Consider the following 17,882-nt stretch of genomic DNA (forward strand, 5'->3'; position numbering starts at 1 on the left):
GTGCGTTTGGTCAAATTCTTGCGACTGGCGCCCGAAGGTCAAGCCAGAAACTGCCGGGCGGCTGCGACTGCGCGCTCCGTATACTCGATCAGGGCCGGGTCGCTCAGTTCGTGACGCGGCACGGCCCAGCCCATTGAGGCAAAGCGGCGCAACATGATGAACATGGGCAAAAGCTCTTCGGCTTCTGCGGAAAATGCGCGCAACTCGCGGTAGCCCGCGATGGCTGCATCGCGGATCTGGTCGGCGGCGGGTTCGTCTTCGTTCTGGCTCATCATCACGGCGAGTTCGTAAAGCCGGAAGCCAAAGCCCGCATCGTCAAAGTCGATCAGCATCAGCTCACCATCCTTGATGAAAACGTTTTCGCGCAGGGCATCTGCATGGATCAGGCCGAAATCGGCGCCGTTTTCCAGATAGGCCTGCGCGCGGTCCCAGGCCACGGCACGCGCGCGGTTGACCAGGTGACGATCGCTTTTGGACAGGGCGGGGCTTTCCCAGAAACGTCCCCAGAACGGGGCCTCCCCCAGCAGCCCATCCAGATCCCAGCGGTGGCGGGTAAACCCATCGGGCAGGGTCAGCGTGTCGGTGATATTATGCAGCCGGGCCAGTTCGCGGCCCAGCTTATGGTAAAGCGCGACCTGCTCGTTGATGGGCATGTCAAACGGCACCCCCCCGTCACCGATGGGCCGCCCGTCCACCCAGGTCACCATTGTTGCCAGGCGCCCGGTCGAGAGGGCAATCACAGCCTGTCCATCCTGGTTGGATATCGGGGCGGGCACCTCCATCCCTGCTTTCGACAGTGCACCCATCCAGTCGAGTTCGGAGCGGATCGCAGCGGCGGACATATAGCCGGGCCGATGCAGGCGCAGGGCGGCGCGATCTTTGCCGACCCGCACCTCATGCACCGCATTTTCGCGATCTTTGATCAGTCGCACATGCTGTGCACCCCAAGCTTTCAGCGCCTCTTTGAGCTCGCTCATACGGGCATATCCTTCAGTGCGGCGGACAAAGTGTCGACCAAAAGATCAGCCTGGTTGCGGTCAAAACACATCGGTGGGCGGATCTTGATTGCGTGATACTCGCGCCCCATTGAATGCAGGATCACGCCGCGATTTCGCATCTCTTCCACCAGCCTGCTGGTGAATTCCACGGCGGGGGTGAGCGCCCCATCAGTGACGAACTCCATCCCCAGAAACATCCCGGCGCCGCGCACGTCTGCGATATAGGGATGGTCAATCTGGCGCAGCAGATCCAGTGTGTATTCTCCGGTGTCGCGGGCATTTTCGACAAGGTTTTCCTCTTCCAGCACATCCAGTACGGCCATAGCCGCAGCGGCCGAGACCGGGTTGCCGCCGAAGGTATTGAAATAGCCAAAGGCATTGCGGAATTCGGCCAGAATTTCGGGCTTTGCCACGACCCCGGCCACCGGATGCCCATTGCCCATCGGCTTGCCCATCGTCACGATATCCGGCACCAGCCCAATACGTTCATGTCCCCAGAAATCATGACCGGTGCGGCCAAAACCAGGTTGCACCTCGTCTGCAATAATCACCCCGCCCGCGCGTTTTACCACAGCGACGGTTGGGTCAAGGAAGCCCTTGGGCAGGGTCGGGCAGCCTTCATTGGCAAAAAACGGGTCGAGGATCAGGGCAGAAAAACCATGACCGGTGGCTTCAAGCTCGTCGATGGCTTTCTGGACGCCAGCGGCAAAGGCTTGTGCGTGGGTGTCGTGTGACCCGCCAAGCGGTCGAAGATTGTCCGGGGCAGGCACGCGTTTTACCCAATCCACATGGCCACCAATGGGTGTTTTCTTGGCGGATAGATGCGACACCAGATCCGTGTTGCCGTGATAGGTGTTGTCGGTGCCGATAATGCCAGTCTTGCCCGTCACCGCGCGGGCCATGCGCAGGGCGATGTCATTGGCTTCGGACCCGGTGCACACCATGATCATGGCGCTCAGATCATGGCGCAATGTGGCGGTCAGCCGGTCTGCGTAGTCAAGGATACCTTCGTGAAGATAACGTGTGTGTGTGTTCAGTGTCAGTGCCTGTTTGGCAATCGCCTCGACCACTTTCGGGTGCGCATGACCTACATGCGGCACATTGTTGTAACAATCGAGCAGGCGGTTGCCATCGGCATCCCAGACCCAGGCCCCTTCTCCGCGCACCAGATGCACGGGATTGTCGTAAAACGTGGTCATATTGGGGCCAAGCCTTTGTTGGCGGCGGGCCAGAATTCTGGTGGTGGGGCTGAGGGTGTCGGACATCTATTCCTCCTGAACGGGGCCCCGGAGAGCCTTGACCTGCCCGCGCCTGTTCTTGGCGTCGAGGCGACGTTTCTTTGATCCTAATGTTGGGCGGGTGGCGATGCGGCGTTTCGGAGCAACGAGGGCCTTGCGGATCATCTCGGCCAGCCGTTCGGCGGCAATTTCACGGTTGCGCGCCTGTGATCTTGTATCTTCAACCCGAAGGATTAATGCGCCGTCCTGGGTCCATTTTCGCCCTGCAATACGTTTCAGTCGCGTTTTGGCGGCGGGGGTCAGGGCAGGGCTGCGTGCCGCTTCGAACCTGAGTTCAACGGCTGTTGAGACCTTGTTTACATTCTGTCCACCGGGACCTGAGGAGCGGGTGAAGCTCTCGGTCAGTTCCCAATCTTGCAGGGTTATTGTGTCAGTCACGCGGATCATGAGGGCACCCTAGCGGATTGGATCCAAAATGGAAGAGGTGACTTGATCGGTCAGGGAAATGAGGGCTTTCGGAGAAAACTAGAAAACTAGAAAACTAGAAAACTAGTTTTCTGGTTTTGTTGGGAAATGATGGCAGGGGATGCCCAAAAGAAAAGGGCCGTCCGCCTGTGGGACGACCCTTCGAGATTTTGGAGGTGGGGCCGGTTAGCCGGGCCTCAATCTGAAAACTGCCCGCCAACTTTGGCCCACGTGACCTTCCGAGGCTGCTCGGAAGGCGCGTGACCTAAACTGTCCCGGCACCTCGCTCCTTTGCATCTCTCGACATGGACACCTCCTTTCTCAATGTTAGCGATAATAGGATGGTGCCACATATTTGGTATTTGTCAAAACTTTTTACGCAACACTTGGTGAAAGTTTCGTGACAATGACCCGGAATGGGATCAACGCAACGAGGGCAAGCGTCAATTTTACAAGCCAGTCGGCAACGGCAAGTGAGACCCAAAGCGGCATTTCCGGACCAAACGTCAGGAAGGGGGCAGGTCCCCAGGCCCAGTTGATGGCGGCATCTGCGCCGGCACCAAAAAAGGTGATCGAGGCCGAAAATGCGATGGTGAAAAACAACACTGTATCAACCACCGACCCTATCAGGGTCGATGCCAGTGGTGCGCGCCACCATTTGCCGTCGCGCAGGCTGTTGAATACGGCAATGTCCAGCAATTGGGCCGTCAGGAAACCGGCGCCCGATGCCACTGCAACACGCAGCGGGACCGCAGCATATTCAAACCCCTCGCCCTGCAACATGATCTGACTGCCGATTAGCGAACAGATCACGCCGACGACAAAGCCAGCGAATACAACTTTGCGTGCCGGCCCCGCGCCATAGACACGGTTCATTACGTCGGTCACCAGGAAGGAAAGCGGGTATGTGAAGGCCCCCCAGGTGAGCAGCCCGTCAAGCAGGAGGAATTGAACAAGGATATTTGAGGCCACTACAACAGTGGCCATGGCGATTACGCCAGGTAGGATTCTGGTCATGTTTTTGATCCGTTTTATCAAGGTAGCGGCGACTCGGCCTCTGGGAAGCTGCCTATTGCATGGCCCCAAAAGCGGGCTGGGCATAGCGCTCGGTTGTCAACAATTCAAGTCCCAATTTTCAAATAAGGAATCCCTTACGTCAGCGCGCGCACGATCATGGGGCGTTGGACACCACGTATTCCACGATCTCGCTCACCTGGAAAAACTGGAAATTGTCATCCGAGATCATGGTGAGCCGAATCTGCTCCTGATCATCGCGCCACACGGCAATGCCTTCCAGATTGTCATGCACCCCCAGGCCAGAGCGCAGCAGCTCCACCTCGTTCTGCGGACCCGCAGGTCCCAGATCAAACCGGCGTACCCGGCTGGTAAAACCAAGGATGCCGGCAAGGTGGCGCTCCAGCAGGTAGAGCTTGCCATCCGGGCCAATATCGGCCCCCACCGGCAGATACGGACCGCGACGTGGGATGCTGAACCGTTTTAGCCATTGGTCGGCGCCACGTCGGAGTTCGTAGACCGGAAAATTTTCGGTGTCTCCGCTGCGCTCGGGCAACATGAAAAGCGTGCCTTGCGGGTCCACTGCGATCGCCTCAAGGGAGGAATTGACCTGCATCCTGTCGAAATCGGGGTGTTTCGGAAGGTTTTTGGACGGTTGCCCCAGTGTGGCATACGTCTGCACCCGATGCTTGGCTTCGAAGCTGACATAATTCTGCCCGTCCTCGGCAATTGCCAGCCCTTCGCTGTCATTGAAAAAGCGGGGGAGGGGATTACCCTTGTCGGTCCGTAGGCCTTCCGGGGCGGTCTGGCTTATGCCGGTGATCCGGCCGTTTTCATTGCGACTGATCTTTCCCTTGATGAAAAAGCCCCGGTCGGTGATTGCAGTGAAGCTGAGACCATCTTTGTCGAGCTCCAGCCCGGAGAACCCACCAAAATTTGGCCCTTCGCCTCGCATGCGGAAGGACTGCAGATAAGATGCCTTGCCCGCTGTCTGCGCTTCTCCGAACGCGGTGAGCAGGATCAGGAAAGCCGCTATTGTGAAGACAAGACCGCGCCGCATTGTGCTGGAAGATCCGAAAGAGTGAGGGGGCCACGCGGCTTGCGTGGTTTCGAAGGTTTAGGGGGCGGGGGAGGTGGATAAAGAATGTCCTGCACCCATTTTTCGGCATCCTTGCAGCCATCACCATTGGGAGGCGGGGCCTGATTTTCGCAGCCGCGCGCGCCCCTCGGGCATTTCAACCGCACGTGAAAATGATAGTGATGTCCCCACCAGGGTCGGATCTTGCGAAGCCACGCCCGATCCCCTTTTTCATCTTTGCACATCTGCACCTTGGCGCCAGGGAAGACAAAGATCCGTGCCACGCGAGGGTCTTGGGCTGCGGCCCTGAGGATATTGTGGTGCTGGCGTGTCCAGCTGCCATTCACATAGGCTCCCTTGGCCCGGCGCATTGAGATCGAGGAGATTTTTTCGCGCGCGGCCACGCTTAGATCCAGCCGGGTAGGTGGGAGCATCCAGATATCGGCATCCAGCCCGATCTGGTGGGAGCGGTGCCCCGATAACATCGGCCCGCCACGCGGCTGGCTCATGTCGCCAATATACAGCCCTTTCCAGCCCGTCTGGCGGGCGGCCTTTCGGGACAGGTCCTGAACAAAATCCACAAGCTCGGGGTGGCCCCAGTTTCGGTTGCGCGACAGGCGCATGGCCTGCCATGTCGGACCGGTCTGCGGCAATTGCACCGCGCCTGCCACACAGCCTTTGGCATAGGAGCCGTAAGAAGCCGCACGTTGGGCGGATCCTGCCTGGGCCTTGCCAAAAAGTTCTTTTGCAGGGGGTTCTGCCTGTGCCGGGCTGCTGAGGGTGGCCAGCAGGCCCAGAACAATCGCTGGCAGGGACAGGATGTGTTTGCTCATGATCAGGGCCTCATTCATGCTCGCCATCAGGTTTAACCCAGACCAGCAGGAAAAGTCCCAGCATGAACAGGGCGATCAGCGGGGTTACGCCGAGTTGCTGGCTACCGGTGAGGGCGGTCACCACCCCGATCGAAAAGGGTGCAATGAAGCTGGTGGCCTTGCCTGCGAGTGCATAAAGGCCAAACGCTTCGGTCATGCGTTCGGGGTTGGCCTGACGCACCATCATGGTGCGGCTGGCTGATTGAAGGGCCCCTCCGGCCGCGCCGATCACCGCACCGATGATGTAAAAGGCGATATCAGGTGCTGCGCTGTTTGCCCCCACCACCATGCCGAACACTTGTTCGCGCGAAATGAAAACCACGCTGACGGCCACCGCCGTCAGGGCAAGGATACAGAACAGGATCACGGGTTTGGGACCGAGCCGGTGATCTGCCTTACCGCCAAGCCAGGCAAATACCGCGCCGGTGATGATGGCCACGATGCCGAAAATACCGACATTGACCACACTCCATTCCAGAACACCTGCCGCATAAATCCCGCCAAAAGTATACATGCCGTTCAGCGCATCGCGGTAGAACATCGAGCTGCCGAGATAGGCAAACAGGCTTTGTGATTTGGGCAGCCTGCGCAGGGTTTGGCCAAGATCCAGTATGGCGTGTTTGATCATCTGCGGGTTGGGGTTGGTGTGCTTCGGATCGCGCACCCACAGGAAAAACGGCACCATGAACAGGGCATACCAGATGGCAGTCAGTGGCCCGACAAAGCGGGTGCCTTCGCGTTGATCCGGGTCGAACCCCAGCAGCGGCTCGATCCCGATCAGCGTGCGCCCCTCGGGGTTTTCCGCAAACAGTGTCAGCATGATCATAAGCGACAGCAGCCCGCCGATATACCCGAATGCCCAGCCATTTCCGGAAATCCGCCCGATCTCTTCGCGCGTGCCAAGGTCGGGCAGCATCGAGTTGGTAAAGATCGTGGCGAATTCCATGCCAATGAGGCCAATGGCGAAACTGGCAAAAATCCAGGTCAGATCCTCCATGCCGGGGATCGCAAACCAGATGCCGGCGGCCCCGATCACATACATGACCGAAAACAGCCAGATCCAGCGCAGCCGATTGCCGGATGTGTCGGCAATGGCACCCAGCACGGGAGCAAGCAATGCGATGCAGACACCGGCGAGGGCGACGGTGAACCCCCAGGTTGCCTGGGCTTCGGCGCCGTCACCGATCAGGGATTTCACGTATGGCCCGAAGACAAATGTCAGGATCAGCGTATTGTAAGGCTGGCTGGCCCAGTCAAACCAGAACCAGCCCCAGATACGCTTGCGCGCCGAAATCTCTGCCATGGTGTTGCCCCTGCTGTGCGGTGATATTGCCGTTTATGAAATGGATCAAACAGGGTTTGCCGGGACAGGGCAAGGTGGCCTGTGCGCTTTACGCCATGTTGGCGGCTGAATTTTCCGCCTGCGCTTCATGTGGGGACTGTTCCGGGGGCCATGGTCGCATTGCATCCGCGTCGATCCAGGCCTGCACCCAGGAGGGCAGTTGCGGTGGCCTGTCCACATGGCCCAAGGCCTCGCGCACACGATCTGTCGAAACGATCCCGTTCCGATCAGTTACCGCAGAGCGATAGACAATCTGGTTGGCGCAGTCATCGCCTTTCCACATGCTTTGCTCCACATAGAAAAAACGGTCATCCCACCCGACAAGGCGTGAATGCATCTCGACCCGTTCAAACATCTTGATCCGTTTGCGATACCGCACGCTGGCCCCCGCCATGGTCAGTCCCCAGCGGTTCTTGAGCAAGACCCGTGTCAGCCCGGTGCGCCGGGCCAGAGGGATGCGGCCCAGATCATACAGGGTCAGCGTGCGTCCGTTGTTCAGCTCGCGCCACAGGTCCAGATCCCAGGGCCAGCAGCGGTGATGGCTCACATGGGTGCCCGTGACCGGCAGGGGGGAGGCATTGGCATTTTTCGCCAACTCTTTGATCATGCGCAGGAAGGGATACATGGGGAGCTCCGTTTTTGATCTCTTGCCCATCGTGCGAACGCCGCGTCAACCAGAACCGCGCGTCACCCTTGCCCTTTTGATCTCATGACCCTAGATGGGATGAAGACCAAGAAAGGAACACCCATGCTGGCCCTGATCCAAACGCTGCTGTTTGTCATTCAAATCGCCTGGTATATCGTGATCGCCCATGTGGTGATGTCCTGGCTGATCAATTTCCAGGTGCTCAACCTGCGCCAACAGCTGGTGGCCCAGATCTGGTACGGGCTGGAGCGCCTGCTGGGGCCGGTCTATGCCAAGATCCGCAGCTTTCTGCCGGCAACCGGTGGGCTGGATCTGTCCCCGCTGGTGGTGATCATCGGTCTTTACGCCGCGCAACGCCTCTTGATGAATGCGGCGATGGGGATCTACTGAACAACGTCCTAACCCCCCTTGTTCTGAGCGCCGGGGTATGAGACTCTGCCCGTCATAAGAAACGAGCAGCTGCCCATATGCCCCGTGATCTGGACCTTTTGAAATCCGTGTTCGGATTTGATGGCTTTCGGCCTGGTCAGGCCGAGATTGTGGACGCCGTGGTCGCGGGGGAAAATACACTCGCCATCATGCCCACAGGTGGCGGAAAATCCCTTTGTTTTCAACTTCCTGCCCTGGTTCGCGACGGGGTGACGGTGGTGATCTCACCCCTGATTGCCCTGATGCGCGACCAGGTGCGCGCGCTGCAGGCGGCGGGGGTTGAGGCCGGGGCGCTCACCTCTGGCAATACCGAGGAAGAAAATGACGCCGTGTTTGCGGCGCTGTCTGACCGGCGGCTGAAACTTCTTTACATGGCGCCGGAGCGGCTGGCCTCTGGCGGCACCGTGAACCTGCTGCGACGTGCGGGAACCACGCTGATTGCGGTGGATGAGGCCCATTGCGTCAGTCAGTGGGGGCATGATTTCCGCCCGGATTACCTGCGTATTGGTGAACTCCGGCGCACACTGGATGTCCCGCTTGCCGCGTTCACCGCAACCGCGGATCAGGAAACCCGTGACGAGATTGTGCAAAAGCTGTTTGACGGCGACCCGCCGCGCAGCTTCCTGCACGGGTTTGATCGCCCCAATATCCATCTTGCCTTTGCCGCCAAGGACAATCCGCGCAAGCAAATCCTTGATTTCGCCGATGCTCGCCGCGGGCGGTCCGGCATTGTCTATTCCGGCACACGTGCCCGCACCGAAACTCTGGCAGGGGCTTTGCGGGATGCGGGGCATAGTGCCATCCACTATCATGGTGGGATGGAGGCCGATGACCGGCGAGAGGTCGAACGTCGTTTCCAACAGGAAGATGGGCTGATCGTGGTTGCCACGATTGCGTTCGGAATGGGGATTGATAAACCGGATATTCGCTGGGTGGCACATTCCGATCTGCCTAAATCCATTGAAGCATATTACCAGGAGATCGGCCGGGCGGGCCGGGACGGGGCCCCTGCCGAAACCCTTACCCTTTTTGGGCCCGATGACATCCGCCTGCGACGCAGCCAGATTGATGAAGGGCTGGCCTCGCCCGAACGCCGGGGGGCGGATCACGGGCGGCTCAATGCGCTTTTGGGGTTGGCCGAAGCTCATGGTTGCCGCCGCCAGCAACTGCTTGCCTATTTCGGGGAAACCTCCGAGCCCTGTGGCAATTGTGACCTCTGTGAACGTCCACCTGAGCTGTTTGATGGCACGGTAGATGTGATGAAGGCGCTCTCTGCCGCGTTGCGCACTGACGAAAGCTACGGGTCCGGGCATCTGATCGACATTCTGCGTGGGAATGCCACTGAACGGGTGCGCGAACGAGGACATGACAATCTGCCCACATTCGGCGTGGGGCGTGAACATGACAAACGGCTGTGGCAGGCCATTTTCCGACAGATGCTTGGGTTGGATCTGGTGCGACCGGATCCGGCGCGCCATGGGGCGTTGCGTATCACGCCCAAGGCGCATCCGGTGCTGCGCGGGGAAGAGCAGGTCCACCTGCGCCGCGATATGCTCAAGCCCTCCCGTCGTCCGGCAGCAAAGATGATGGTGTCCGAAGAGGACGCGCCGCTTCTTTCGGCTCTGAAGGCCAAGCGCCGCGCTTTGGCCGAGGCCGCCCGCGTGCCGGCTTACGTGGTTTTCACCGACCGCACCTTGATTGAAATGGCTGAGAAGCGACCGGGAAATCTGGATGAGATGGCGCGCATTGGCGGGGTGGGGGCGAAGAAGCTCGAAACCTACGGGGACGCGTTCTTGTCAGTCATTGCGGGGGATGCGCCCGAATTGCATCCGCAGCGTCGGAAACTCGCCGGCCGGAACGAGGCCGGGCTTTACGATCAGCTGGAAGAGGCCGCCGCCCGGTTGTTGCGGGGTGAAGATGGCTGCGGAAAATACATGACCCTGACACCGGGCACCCTGCGCCAGATTGCCGAGCGCAGACCCGGATCCCTTGCGGATCTTGCGCGGGTGCGGGGAATGAATGAGACCAAGGTGGAACGGTTCGGGCCGGTGTTTTTGGAAATTTTGATGGAGAATGTGTGATGCTGGTTGTGGTATCTCCCGCGAAACGTCTGGATGAAACAGCCCCCAAGGCTCAAGGTGGCAGCACGCCGCTCTATCTGGACCAGGCCAGCGAGCTTGCCCGCACGGCTGGCGCATTGACGGCGCAGGACCTTGAAAAACTCATGCATATTTCCCCCAAGCTTGGCGCGCTCAATGCGCAGCGATTTGCCGATTTCGGCTCGGGTCAGGGGGAGAAACAGGCGCTGGAAATGTTTGCGGGCGACACCTATGCAGGGTTGGATGGACCCAGTCTGGGAGAGGATGCGCGCCGTTATGCGCAGGATCACCTGTGCATCCTGTCCGGCCTTTACGGACTTTTGCGCCCCGAAGACCTGATTGCGCCACACCGCCTGGAAATGGGATCTCGGTTGAAAAATGCGCGGGGCAAGAACCTGTATGAGTTCTGGGGAGACCGCATCGCCGAGGCGATCAATGCACGGGCCGAGCAAACCCGCTCCTCTGTCTTGGTGAATTGCGCCTCGGTGGAATATTTTTCAGCGGCAAACCGGGATATCCTGATCCCCCGGGTGATCACGCCAAGCTTTTATGAAATGAAAAATGGCACGCCGAAAATTGTGTCCTTCTATGCCAAGAAAGCACGCGGGGCGATGGCACGATATGTGATGGAAAATCGGCTGACCGATCCCACGGATCTTAAGGGGTTTGATCTGGGCGGCTATCAGTATCACCCTGAAATGAGTGACGGCGACAGCCTGGTATTCCTGCGCGACGCTGAGGGTTGAGCAGGGGTTAATCCTCAAGAAGCGGTGGGCGGGCGTTGATTGGGCAATTGTCCCGGATTTCATCGATGATCAGTGGTTTCTTCAGAGGTTTGGTCAGGTGTTTGTCCAACCCGTGACGCAAGATCTCCTCGGCATCTCCCGCCATTGCGTGGGCGGTCAGGGCGACGACACGGGTATGCGGTAACCCTTGTTCAGCTTCGAGTTCGCGAATGCAGCGCGTGGCCTGTTTTCCGTCCATTTCCGGCATTGAGATGTCCATGAACACGAGGTCAGGCTGAAAGGATTTAAAGAGCTCCAGGGCTTCGCGGCCATTATTGGCAAATTTCAGATCAATATCGAGCGGCTTGACCAGCTTGGAAAATACCAACCGGTTGGTCCGGTTGTCTTCAGCTGCAAGCACCCGCATCTGGCGCAAGTCTTGAGCCGGCGCAGTGGGGGGCAGCGGGCAAGATTGTGAGGGGGCCTGTGAAGCGGTCTGGTCGTTCTGGACCGGAGAGGATGTTTGCTCGGGCTGTGGTTGGAGCCGTGGCAACGGTGCCACCGGCTGGTGCTGTAGATCCACTTGTTCGGGCGGGCGGGGGGAAACGTTTTGAGCAGGCTGATCGTCGCCATGCCCGATGGTATGCTCGGTTTCGGCGGCAGGGGGAGGAGAAGCCGGGTTCGCCTGTGGGGCAGTGATAAGCTCTGCCACGGCCTCAAGCGTGTCTTGCGCATTTGAGATGGCGGCAGGCTCTGCGGGGACTGATTTGAAGTCGATTTCCTGAAGTGTCTGGAACAGCTCTTGACGCAGGATTGGCATCGACAGGGTGCGGTCAATCCTGCAGGTGGTGGGGGTGGGGGCGGCTGCCTGATGATTTTGACCCTTTACCTGAATGACACGGACATTAGCCGAGGACAGGCTGTGCAGCATGGTGGGGGTTGCACGGGCAAGAAGCTCTTCCTGAACAAAGAGGACATGATGGCCGTTCAGTTCCGATGGGAGGGCGTCCGGGCTGGTGATCCGGTGAACCTCCAACCCCATCGCCTGCAGGCTTTTGTACAGGGTTGTCTGATGCAGCCCCGCATCCATCAACAATGTTGCAGTGGTTAGGCCCAGAGGAAGATTGGGGATTTCGACGTTCTGGACAACAGGAAGGGTCATGTGCAAGCCGAAACAGGACCCGTTTCCGTCCTCGCTTTCGACCCAGATTTCCCCATGCATCAGCTCGACCAGTTGCTTTGTGATCGCAAGCCCAAGGCCGGTGCCGTCAAAACGCCGGTTGCGCTCATCTTCGACCTGATTGAACTCACCAAAAATATGGGATTGCATTTCGGCAGGAATGCCGATGCCGCTGTCTTCGACGGTGATGTGAATTTTCTGTTTGGTGCCCCCATCGACGGGGACCCCCAGAACGCGGACCTGAACATGTCCTTCCGGGGTGAATTTTACCGCATTACCAATCAGGTTGGTCAGGATCTGACCAATGCGCACCGGGTCGCCCGTCAACAGGGTGGGGACAAACAGGTCAAAATCCACCGAGATCTCCAGGCCTTTCTCCTGCATGGAGGGCATGAGCAGCGTAACCACATCGTGCAGCTTGGCTTCCAGATCGAAAGGTTCGGTTTTCAGAACCAGCTTGGCGGCTTCGATCTTCGAATAATCCAGCACATCATTGATGATGGTCAGCAGGGCTTCGCCAGAATTCTTGATGGTCTGAACATAAAGCTGTTGCTCCTCGTCCAGCTCCCCTTCGGCCAATAGTTCTGCAATGGCAATCACCCCGTTCATGGGGGTTCTGATTTCGTGGCTCATATTTGCCAGAAAGGCAGACTTGGAGCGGTTTGCAGCTTCGGCCGTGAAGCGCGCCTCTTTCAGCTTGGCTTCATATTGAATCGTGTCGGTGATGTTCAGCCCCAGAGAAACCGTATCCCCATCCCCAGACCGGCGGTCGACCAGTTTGATATAGGTGCCGTCCCACAAGCGCACTGTGTGCGGTTCAAGCTTGGGTGCGCGCCAGCGGGTCAGCATCATGTCGCGCCAGGCCAGGGGACGCATGGTGCCGATATCGACGATGCCTTCATCCAGAACCGCGTGCAGGATCTCTACATAGGAAATGCCGGGGGTAATACATTCCAACCCGTCAAACGGTTTTAGATAGGCGGAATTGGCGGCAATCATGCATTCGTTCTGATCAAAAACCGCAAAGCCGTCTTCGATGGTTTCCAGGCTGTCCCACAGGCGCCTCTTGGCAATCACAACCTCTTCCGCTGCGCGTTCCAGATCGGCCTTGACCAATGAGTTTTCGGTGAGCGTTTCTTTCAGGTCCTCACGCGTTTCGACGATTTCTTCAGACAGATTGCGGGCATGAAGGGACAGCTTCCGGTTTGCGTCGGACAGCTCGGCCTGTTTCTGGGCCAATAGCCTCTCAGCGGCCATTCTGGCGCGCCGTTCCTGTGCCAGGACATCATCAATCTTCATACCCGCATCTCCGCATTCTGCGTTCCTGTCTGCCTGGCAGAATGGGATGAAGAGGGTGAACAGGGGCTTAACGGAATGAAGAAAATCGTCTGCAAAATGCAATCAATTTTCAGAGGTGACTTTTGGGGGTGCAGTTTCAGGCACAAATGAAAACCCCGGCACCGGAGAGGCCGGGCCGGGGTTCAATATGCGTTTTCAGGGGATGATCAGCTGTCGTCTTCGTCCGCATCATCACCCGAAGGCAGGTTGAAGAAGCTGTCTGCATCCAGAACTTCCTCTTTCTCTTCCTTGGGTTCATTGGACAGCGTGAACGTTTCCAGCCCTTCGATGGCCGATGGCATTTTCGGCTCTGCATCCATGGCAAGGCTCTGTTCGGTCGAAACCAGCTTGCGGCGCTCGTCATCAGACATTGCGTCCACCGATTTCGAGGCTTTCTGAACAGCGAGATCCAGTTCGGACTGTTTGCACAGGCCCAGGGCCACAGGGTCAATCGGCTCCATGTTCTGGATGTTCCAGTGGGTGCGTTCGCGGATCGACTGGATGGTCGGCTTGGTGGTGCCCACCAGTTTGGCGATCTGACCGTCGCTGAGTTCCGGGTGGAACTTCACCAGCCACAGAATCGAGTTCGGGCGGTCCTGACGCTTTGACAGCGGGGTATAGCGCGGGCCGCGGCGTTTCTCTTCGCCCACGGCTGCGGCGTAGAATTTCAGCTTCAGCTTGTGCAGCGGGTTGGCCTCGGCCTTTTCGATCTCGGACGGGTCAAGCTGGTTGTTGGCAACCGGGTCAAAGCCTTTCACGCCGGTGGCCACATCGCCATCGGCAATGCCCTGAACTTCCAGCTCGTGCAGTCCGCAGAAGTCAGCAATCTGTTTGAAGCTGATGGTGGTGTTGTCCACCAACCAGACGGCGGTGGCTTTTGCCATGATCGGTTTGTTCGACATTGGAACTCTCCTTTGAAAACACGTGGCCCGGATACGACTTTCCCGTGCCCTGGCTGGGCTGTCTGGTCTCACGGGGAGTTTTCCAGACCGGTTCTCGTTGTCGGGGAACTTGCGGTCTATATAAGGGAGAAAGGAAAAAGAGGGAAGAGCAAATGCGTAAGGCGGTTTTGGCAGGGGTGATCTGGGGGTTCTCAGTGCTGGGCCTTTGGGCAGATGGTGAGCCGTCCGGAGACTTTGATTATTACGTTCTGGCGTTAAGCTGGTCCCCAAACTGGTGTGCTGTCGAAGGGGATGCGCGGGGATCCGAACAATGTGATCCGTCGCGGGATTTAGGCTGGGTCGTGCATGGGTTGTGGCCGCAATATGAAGAGGGCTGGCCCAGCTATTGCCGGCACAGCTTTCGCGCCCCGTCGCGCGGCATGACCCGCGCGCAGGCGGATATTTTCGGCGACGGAGGGGCCGCCTGGTATCAGTGGAAGAAACACGGCACCTGTGCCGGGCTGGAACCCGCAGACTATTACGACACCGTGCGCCGGGCTTATGAAGCGGTGGAGAGACCGGAAATCCTGCGTAAGCTCGACAAACCGGTGCGGCTGCCTGCGAAAGTGATCGAGGACGCCTTTTTGCAGGCAAACCCGAAGTGGCAGGCCGATATGCTGACCATCACCTGCAAAGGGGATCGCATTCAGGAAGCGCGCCTGTGCCTGACCAAGGATCTTGAGCCGCGGGAATGTGGTCGGGACGTGCGTCGGGATTGTTCGCAGACACGTGCACTACTGGATCCGATCCGCTGATCTCGCGGGGGCTCCCGCGTCTTTCTTCCCGTAGGTTAGCAGGCTGGGGGATAGTTCTTATGCCTCGGGTGGGGATATTTTTGCCCAGAAAATAGAGCGATGCGAGAGAGATCGCCGCTGCCGCCTTGGGGCCCCCGCAGGGTTCATTTGCCTGTGTGCGGGCCGTGTGAGCCGGTCATGATACACTGGGAGCAAAGGCCGGGGTCCGGTCTTTGTGCTTAGATGCATGGGAGCCGGCCGGGTGGTAACACTGCGGGAGGAAGGCAAATGATCAAGACAATCGGAAACCCATTATCCTGGATGGCTCAGCATGTGGCCGACGCAGGGAATCATGTCCTTGAAAATATTGATCATATATCCTCGAAGGATGCGCCTCCGAAGCTCCGACCTCTGCATATGGCGGATCTGAATGCGGCACTGCGACTGGGGCCACGCTGTTGTTAGGTGCGCTTCCGCTGCTTTTGGGGCTGGTTGTGGTGCTGCCCATTCTGGGCCATGCCACCTGGCATCTCTATCGCAAGGCGGTGCAGAGGGGGGGATCTGAATATGGAGTAGGCGCTCTTGTAAGCGCCCTCCTCCCGGTCGGGTTCTACCCCACCTCCAGACAAATCTTCCCGATATGTTGACTGGTTTCCATGCGCGCGTGGGCGGCGTGGGCGTCTGCCAGCGGGAACACCTGATCGAGCACGGGCTTGACGGTGCCCTGGTCCAGAAGCGGCCAAACCTTTTCCAACAATTCCTCGGCGATCTTTGCCTTCGCAAGGTCGGATTGCGGGCGCAGGGTGGAGCCTGTCACGGTCAGGCGCTTGGCCATGATCTGCGCGAAATTGATTTCGGCCTTTGGGCCGGACAGGAAGGCAATGTGGACCATGCGGCCTTCGATGGCCAAGCAGCGGATGTTGCGGGCGATATAGTCGCCGCCAACCATGTCGAGGATCAGGTTGGCGCCCCCTTCCCCTTTCAGCACCTCGACAAAATCCTCGTCGCGGTAGTTGATTGCCCGCTCTGCGCCAAGGTCGGTGCAGACGGCGCATTTCTCATCGCTACCTGCCGTGGTGAAAACGCGCGCGCCAAAATGGCTGGCGAGCTGGATGGCGGTGGTGCCGATGCCGGAGGAGCCGCCATGGACCAGGAACCGCTCTCCAGCCTGCAGGCCGCCGCGCATGAAAACGTTAGACCATACGGTGAAGTATGTTTCTGGGAGGCAGGCTGCGTCTCGCATTTCCATCCCTTCGGGGATAGGCAGAGCGTGAGCGGCCGGGGTGGTGACATATTCGGCATAGCCGCCGCCCGGCAGAAGGGCGCAGACTTTATCACCTATATTCCAATTGGTTACACCTTCACCAATGGCCACAACCTCCCCGGATGCTTCCAGGCCGGGCAGGGGTGACGCGTTGGGGGGCGGGGCGTAATTGCCCGCGCGTTGAATGGCGTCGGGTCGGTTTACACCTGCGAAGGCCACCTTGATCAGGATCTCACCATACGCAGGCGTAGGGATTGGGGTGTCGATAAGTTTCAACACCTCGGGCCCACCGGGGGTCGAGATTTCCACCGCGCGCATCATGTCGGTCATTCAGGTGTCTCCATTCGGGGAAGAGGGCGCCCAGCGGCCCGGATATTTGGGGTTCATGTCTCGGGTGCCGGGGGCTTTGATCGTCTCAAGGATCTTCCCCGGACCGGCCATGAAGGATTTGAACAGCGGGTTCTTGCGCGCCTGCGCTTTCACCTTTTCAAACTGCATCACATTGTCGATGCGCCGGTCGAGGAAAGCCCAGGTGGCTGCATCGCCTTCGCTGTGATCCCCCAGCCAAAAGAGCACGGTTGAGGAGTAAACGGCGGAAAGCGTGGCGCGTTTTGTATACCAGTTCACGTCCTGCGAGCTGTCCCCCAGCGTGGCCCAGATTGCATCACAGGTCTCCCAAAGGGCGGCCGTGCCAACGCCTGCATTCTGGGGCAACGCGAAAAAGGCCATACCCTTGCGCACCATTTCCTTATCAGCCACCTGAAGCCGGAACTTCACCCCGGCGGCAATGCGGTCACGAAAGCGCATCTTGTCCAGATTGGCAGCTTCGAGCCTTGCGACCATCTCGGCGTCGCCTGCCTTGTGGTAGGCCAGCGCCAGATCCAGCGCCCCGCGCGGACACAGCGCCTGCAACTCGGCGTCAGGCACCCCCAACTCGTCCTGCGTTGCCTTCATCGTGGTCTCGGACCAGCCGTCAAAGGGGACATGGTTGAGGGCGGTGTCAAGGAAATCTGTTTTACTGATCATGATGTCGATCCGGGCCGGGGAATTTCTTGTCTACTTATACAGGTTCTGGGCGTGGGGGGTAGCATTCAGATTGTCACGTGTTGCCACCTGCAGCGGGTGGTTTGTCTGGACACGACTCACTTTCCCTGCTAAAGGGGCCGTTCCTGCAATTCTGCAAACACTAACTTAGAAAGGTGGTGACAACCACATGCAGGTTTCGGTTCGCGATAACAACGTAGACCAGGCGCTTCGTGCGCTGAAGAAGAAACTTCAGCGTGAAGGTGTCTTCCGCGAGATGAAGCTTCGGCAGCATTTCGAGAAGCCCTCCGAGAAGAAAGCCCGTGAGAAAGCGGAAGCTATTCGCCGTCAGCGCAAGCTGGCTCGGAAAAAAGCGCAACGTGAGGGTCTTCTTTAAGATCTGATCGTATTCGGTGGGGGAGTTGTCAATTCCTCGCCACGACGACCCCCGCAGCCTCGCTTCGGGGGTTTGTTGTTTTTAGAGTGCCCGGCCTTA

General features: G+C 58.7%; 17 protein-coding genes and 1 pseudogene. 6 read left to right on the forward strand and 12 right to left on the reverse strand.

Going from position 1 to position 17,882, the window contains the following annotated elements; translation table 11 throughout:
* Nucleotides 1-38 precede the first annotated feature (38 nt).
* The 8 genes from AKJ29_RS02470 to AKJ29_RS02505 form a co-directional block, all read right to left on the reverse strand.
* Nucleotides 39-977 (reverse strand): phosphotransferase enzyme family protein, encoded by a 939-nt coding sequence (locus AKJ29_RS02470; protein ID WP_055187626.1) that lies wholly within the window; start codon nucleotides 975-977, stop codon nucleotides 39-41.
* Nucleotides 974-2,263 carry an aspartate aminotransferase family protein gene (locus tag AKJ29_RS02475; RefSeq protein ID WP_055187628.1) on the reverse strand — a complete coding sequence of 430 codons (1,290 nt, stop codon included), beginning with the start codon at nucleotides 2,261-2,263 and terminating at the stop codon, nucleotides 974-976. The genes AKJ29_RS02470 and AKJ29_RS02475 overlap by 4 nt, the downstream gene beginning before the upstream one ends.
* Nucleotides 2,264-2,683, reverse strand: a complete 420-nt coding sequence (gene arfB / locus AKJ29_RS02480) for an alternative ribosome rescue aminoacyl-tRNA hydrolase ArfB (RefSeq protein WP_055187630.1) — start codon at nucleotides 2,681-2,683, stop codon at nucleotides 2,264-2,266. It lies immediately after the preceding gene.
* Between the two features lie 393 nt (nucleotides 2,684-3,076).
* The gene (locus tag AKJ29_RS02485; RefSeq protein ID WP_055187632.1) at nucleotides 3,077-3,718 is read right to left on the reverse strand and encodes a queuosine precursor transporter; all 642 of its coding nucleotides are present in this window, start codon (nucleotides 3,716-3,718) and stop codon (nucleotides 3,077-3,079) included.
* Between the two features lie 154 nt (nucleotides 3,719-3,872).
* A complete protein-coding gene (locus AKJ29_RS02490; protein ID WP_074963633.1) occupies nucleotides 3,873-4,775 on the reverse strand; it encodes an esterase-like activity of phytase family protein in 903 nt (300 codons plus the stop codon).
* Nucleotides 4,748-5,626 carry a penicillin-insensitive murein endopeptidase gene (mepA, locus tag AKJ29_RS02495; protein WP_055188937.1) on the reverse strand — a complete coding sequence of 293 codons (879 nt, stop codon included), beginning with the start codon at nucleotides 5,624-5,626 and terminating at the stop codon, nucleotides 4,748-4,750. Before mepA ends, AKJ29_RS02490 begins: the two co-directional genes overlap by 28 nt.
* Nucleotides 5,627-5,636: 10 nt before the next feature.
* Nucleotides 5,637-6,968: an MFS transporter gene (locus AKJ29_RS02500; protein WP_055187634.1), complete on the reverse strand. Its 1,332-nt coding sequence runs from the start codon at nucleotides 6,966-6,968 to the stop codon at nucleotides 5,637-5,639.
* Between the two features lie 88 nt (nucleotides 6,969-7,056).
* On the reverse strand, nucleotides 7,057-7,632 hold the full coding sequence (locus AKJ29_RS02505; RefSeq protein ID WP_055187636.1) for an acyl-CoA thioesterase: 576 nt from the start codon (nucleotides 7,630-7,632) through the stop codon (nucleotides 7,057-7,059).
* A gap of 123 nt (nucleotides 7,633-7,755) precedes the next feature.
* Between AKJ29_RS02505 and AKJ29_RS02510 the strand changes: the two genes are divergently transcribed.
* The 3 genes from AKJ29_RS02510 to yaaA all read left to right on the forward strand — a co-directional run bounded on the left by AKJ29_RS02510 (nucleotide 7,756) and on the right by yaaA (nucleotide 10,927).
* Nucleotides 7,756-8,043 carry a YggT family protein gene (locus tag AKJ29_RS02510; RefSeq protein WP_055187638.1) on the forward strand — a complete coding sequence of 96 codons (288 nt, stop codon included), beginning with the start codon at nucleotides 7,756-7,758 and terminating at the stop codon, nucleotides 8,041-8,043.
* 77 nt (nucleotides 8,044-8,120) lie between these two features.
* Entirely contained in the window at nucleotides 8,121-10,163 is a 2,043-nt protein-coding gene (gene recQ / locus AKJ29_RS02515; RefSeq protein ID WP_055187640.1) for a DNA helicase RecQ, read from the forward strand.
* On the forward strand, nucleotides 10,163-10,927 hold the full coding sequence (gene yaaA, locus AKJ29_RS02520; protein ID WP_055187641.1) for a peroxide stress protein YaaA: 765 nt from the start codon (nucleotides 10,163-10,165) through the stop codon (nucleotides 10,925-10,927). Before recQ ends, yaaA begins: the two co-directional genes overlap by 1 nt.
* A gap of 7 nt (nucleotides 10,928-10,934) precedes the next feature.
* On the opposite strand, the gene AKJ29_RS02525 is transcribed toward yaaA, so the two are convergent.
* Nucleotides 10,935-13,385, reverse strand: coding sequence for an ATP-binding protein (locus tag AKJ29_RS02525; RefSeq protein ID WP_055188939.1), 2,451 nt, complete (start codon nucleotides 13,383-13,385; stop codon nucleotides 10,935-10,937).
* A gap of 206 nt (nucleotides 13,386-13,591) precedes the next feature.
* Entirely contained in the window at nucleotides 13,592-14,326 is a 735-nt protein-coding gene (locus AKJ29_RS02530) for a DUF1013 domain-containing protein (protein WP_055187643.1), read from the reverse strand.
* A gap of 152 nt (nucleotides 14,327-14,478) precedes the next feature.
* Here AKJ29_RS02530 and AKJ29_RS02535 point away from each other — a divergent pair, with 152 nt between their 5' ends.
* Together AKJ29_RS02535 and AKJ29_RS20655 are read left to right on the forward strand one after the other, a co-directional pair.
* Complete coding sequence (locus tag AKJ29_RS02535) at nucleotides 14,479-15,120, forward strand: ribonuclease T2 family protein (protein ID WP_055187645.1); 642 nt, start codon at nucleotides 14,479-14,481, stop codon at nucleotides 15,118-15,120.
* Nucleotides 15,121-15,554: 434 nt separating this feature from the next.
* A pseudogene (locus AKJ29_RS20655) lies at nucleotides 15,555-15,647 on the forward strand (DUF2189 domain-containing protein); the annotation flags it as partial.
* Nucleotides 15,648-15,709: 62 nt separating this feature from the next.
* Here AKJ29_RS20655 and AKJ29_RS02540 read toward each other — a convergent pair.
* Nucleotides 15,710-16,693, reverse strand: coding sequence for an NAD(P)H-quinone oxidoreductase (locus tag AKJ29_RS02540; RefSeq protein WP_055187647.1), 984 nt, complete (start codon nucleotides 16,691-16,693; stop codon nucleotides 15,710-15,712).
* Nucleotides 16,694-17,389 (reverse strand): COQ9 family protein, encoded by a 696-nt coding sequence (locus AKJ29_RS02545; protein ID WP_055187649.1) that lies wholly within the window; start codon nucleotides 17,387-17,389, stop codon nucleotides 16,694-16,696.
* Nucleotides 17,390-17,576: 187 nt separating this feature from the next.
* Here AKJ29_RS02545 and rpsU point away from each other — a divergent pair, with 187 nt between their 5' ends.
* Entirely contained in the window at nucleotides 17,577-17,783 is a 207-nt protein-coding gene (rpsU, locus tag AKJ29_RS02550; RefSeq protein WP_018302784.1) for a 30S ribosomal protein S21, read from the forward strand.
* The last annotated feature ends 99 nt before the right edge of the window (nucleotides 17,784-17,882 follow it).

The organism is Aliiroseovarius crassostreae, assembly GCF_001307765.1.
Lineage (GTDB): Bacteria > Pseudomonadota > Alphaproteobacteria > Rhodobacterales > Rhodobacteraceae > Aliiroseovarius > Aliiroseovarius crassostreae.

Coding starts and splice junctions, on each gene's coding strand:
- mepA (WP_055188937.1), bottom strand. CDS start 5,626: ATGAGCAAACACATCCTGTCCCTGCCAGCGATTGTTCTGGGCCTGCTG.
- recQ (WP_055187640.1), top strand. CDS start 8,121: ATGCCCCGTGATCTGGACCTTTTGAAATCCGTGTTCGGATTTGATGGC.
- AKJ29_RS02485 (WP_055187632.1), bottom strand. CDS start 3,718: ATGACCAGAATCCTACCTGGCGTAATCGCCATGGCCACTGTTGTAGTG.
- AKJ29_RS02530 (WP_055187643.1), bottom strand. CDS start 14,326: ATGTCGAACAAACCGATCATGGCAAAAGCCACCGCCGTCTGGTTGGTG.
- AKJ29_RS02540 (WP_055187647.1), bottom strand. CDS start 16,693: ATGACCGACATGATGCGCGCGGTGGAAATCTCGACCCCCGGTGGGCCC.
- AKJ29_RS02535 (WP_055187645.1), top strand. CDS start 14,479: ATGCGTAAGGCGGTTTTGGCAGGGGTGATCTGGGGGTTCTCAGTGCTG.
- AKJ29_RS02505 (WP_055187636.1), bottom strand. CDS start 7,632: ATGTATCCCTTCCTGCGCATGATCAAAGAGTTGGCGAAAAATGCCAAT.
- yaaA (WP_055187641.1), top strand. CDS start 10,163: ATGCTGGTTGTGGTATCTCCCGCGAAACGTCTGGATGAAACAGCCCCC.
- arfB (WP_055187630.1), bottom strand. CDS start 2,683: ATGATCCGCGTGACTGACACAATAACCCTGCAAGATTGGGAACTGACC.
- AKJ29_RS02470 (WP_055187626.1), bottom strand. CDS start 977: ATGAGCGAGCTCAAAGAGGCGCTGAAAGCTTGGGGTGCACAGCATGTG.
- AKJ29_RS02490 (WP_074963633.1), bottom strand. CDS start 4,775: ATGCGGCGCGGTCTTGTCTTCACAATAGCGGCTTTCCTGATCCTGCTC.
- AKJ29_RS02525 (WP_055188939.1), bottom strand. CDS start 13,385: ATGAAGATTGATGATGTCCTGGCACAGGAACGGCGCGCCAGAATGGCC.
- rpsU (WP_018302784.1), top strand. CDS start 17,577: ATGCAGGTTTCGGTTCGCGATAACAACGTAGACCAGGCGCTTCGTGCG.
- AKJ29_RS02500 (WP_055187634.1), bottom strand. CDS start 6,968: ATGGCAGAGATTTCGGCGCGCAAGCGTATCTGGGGCTGGTTCTGGTTT.
- AKJ29_RS02510 (WP_055187638.1), top strand. CDS start 7,756: ATGCTGGCCCTGATCCAAACGCTGCTGTTTGTCATTCAAATCGCCTGG.
- AKJ29_RS02545 (WP_055187649.1), bottom strand. CDS start 17,389: ATGATCAGTAAAACAGATTTCCTTGACACCGCCCTCAACCATGTCCCC.
- AKJ29_RS02475 (WP_055187628.1), bottom strand. CDS start 2,263: ATGTCCGACACCCTCAGCCCCACCACCAGAATTCTGGCCCGCCGCCAA.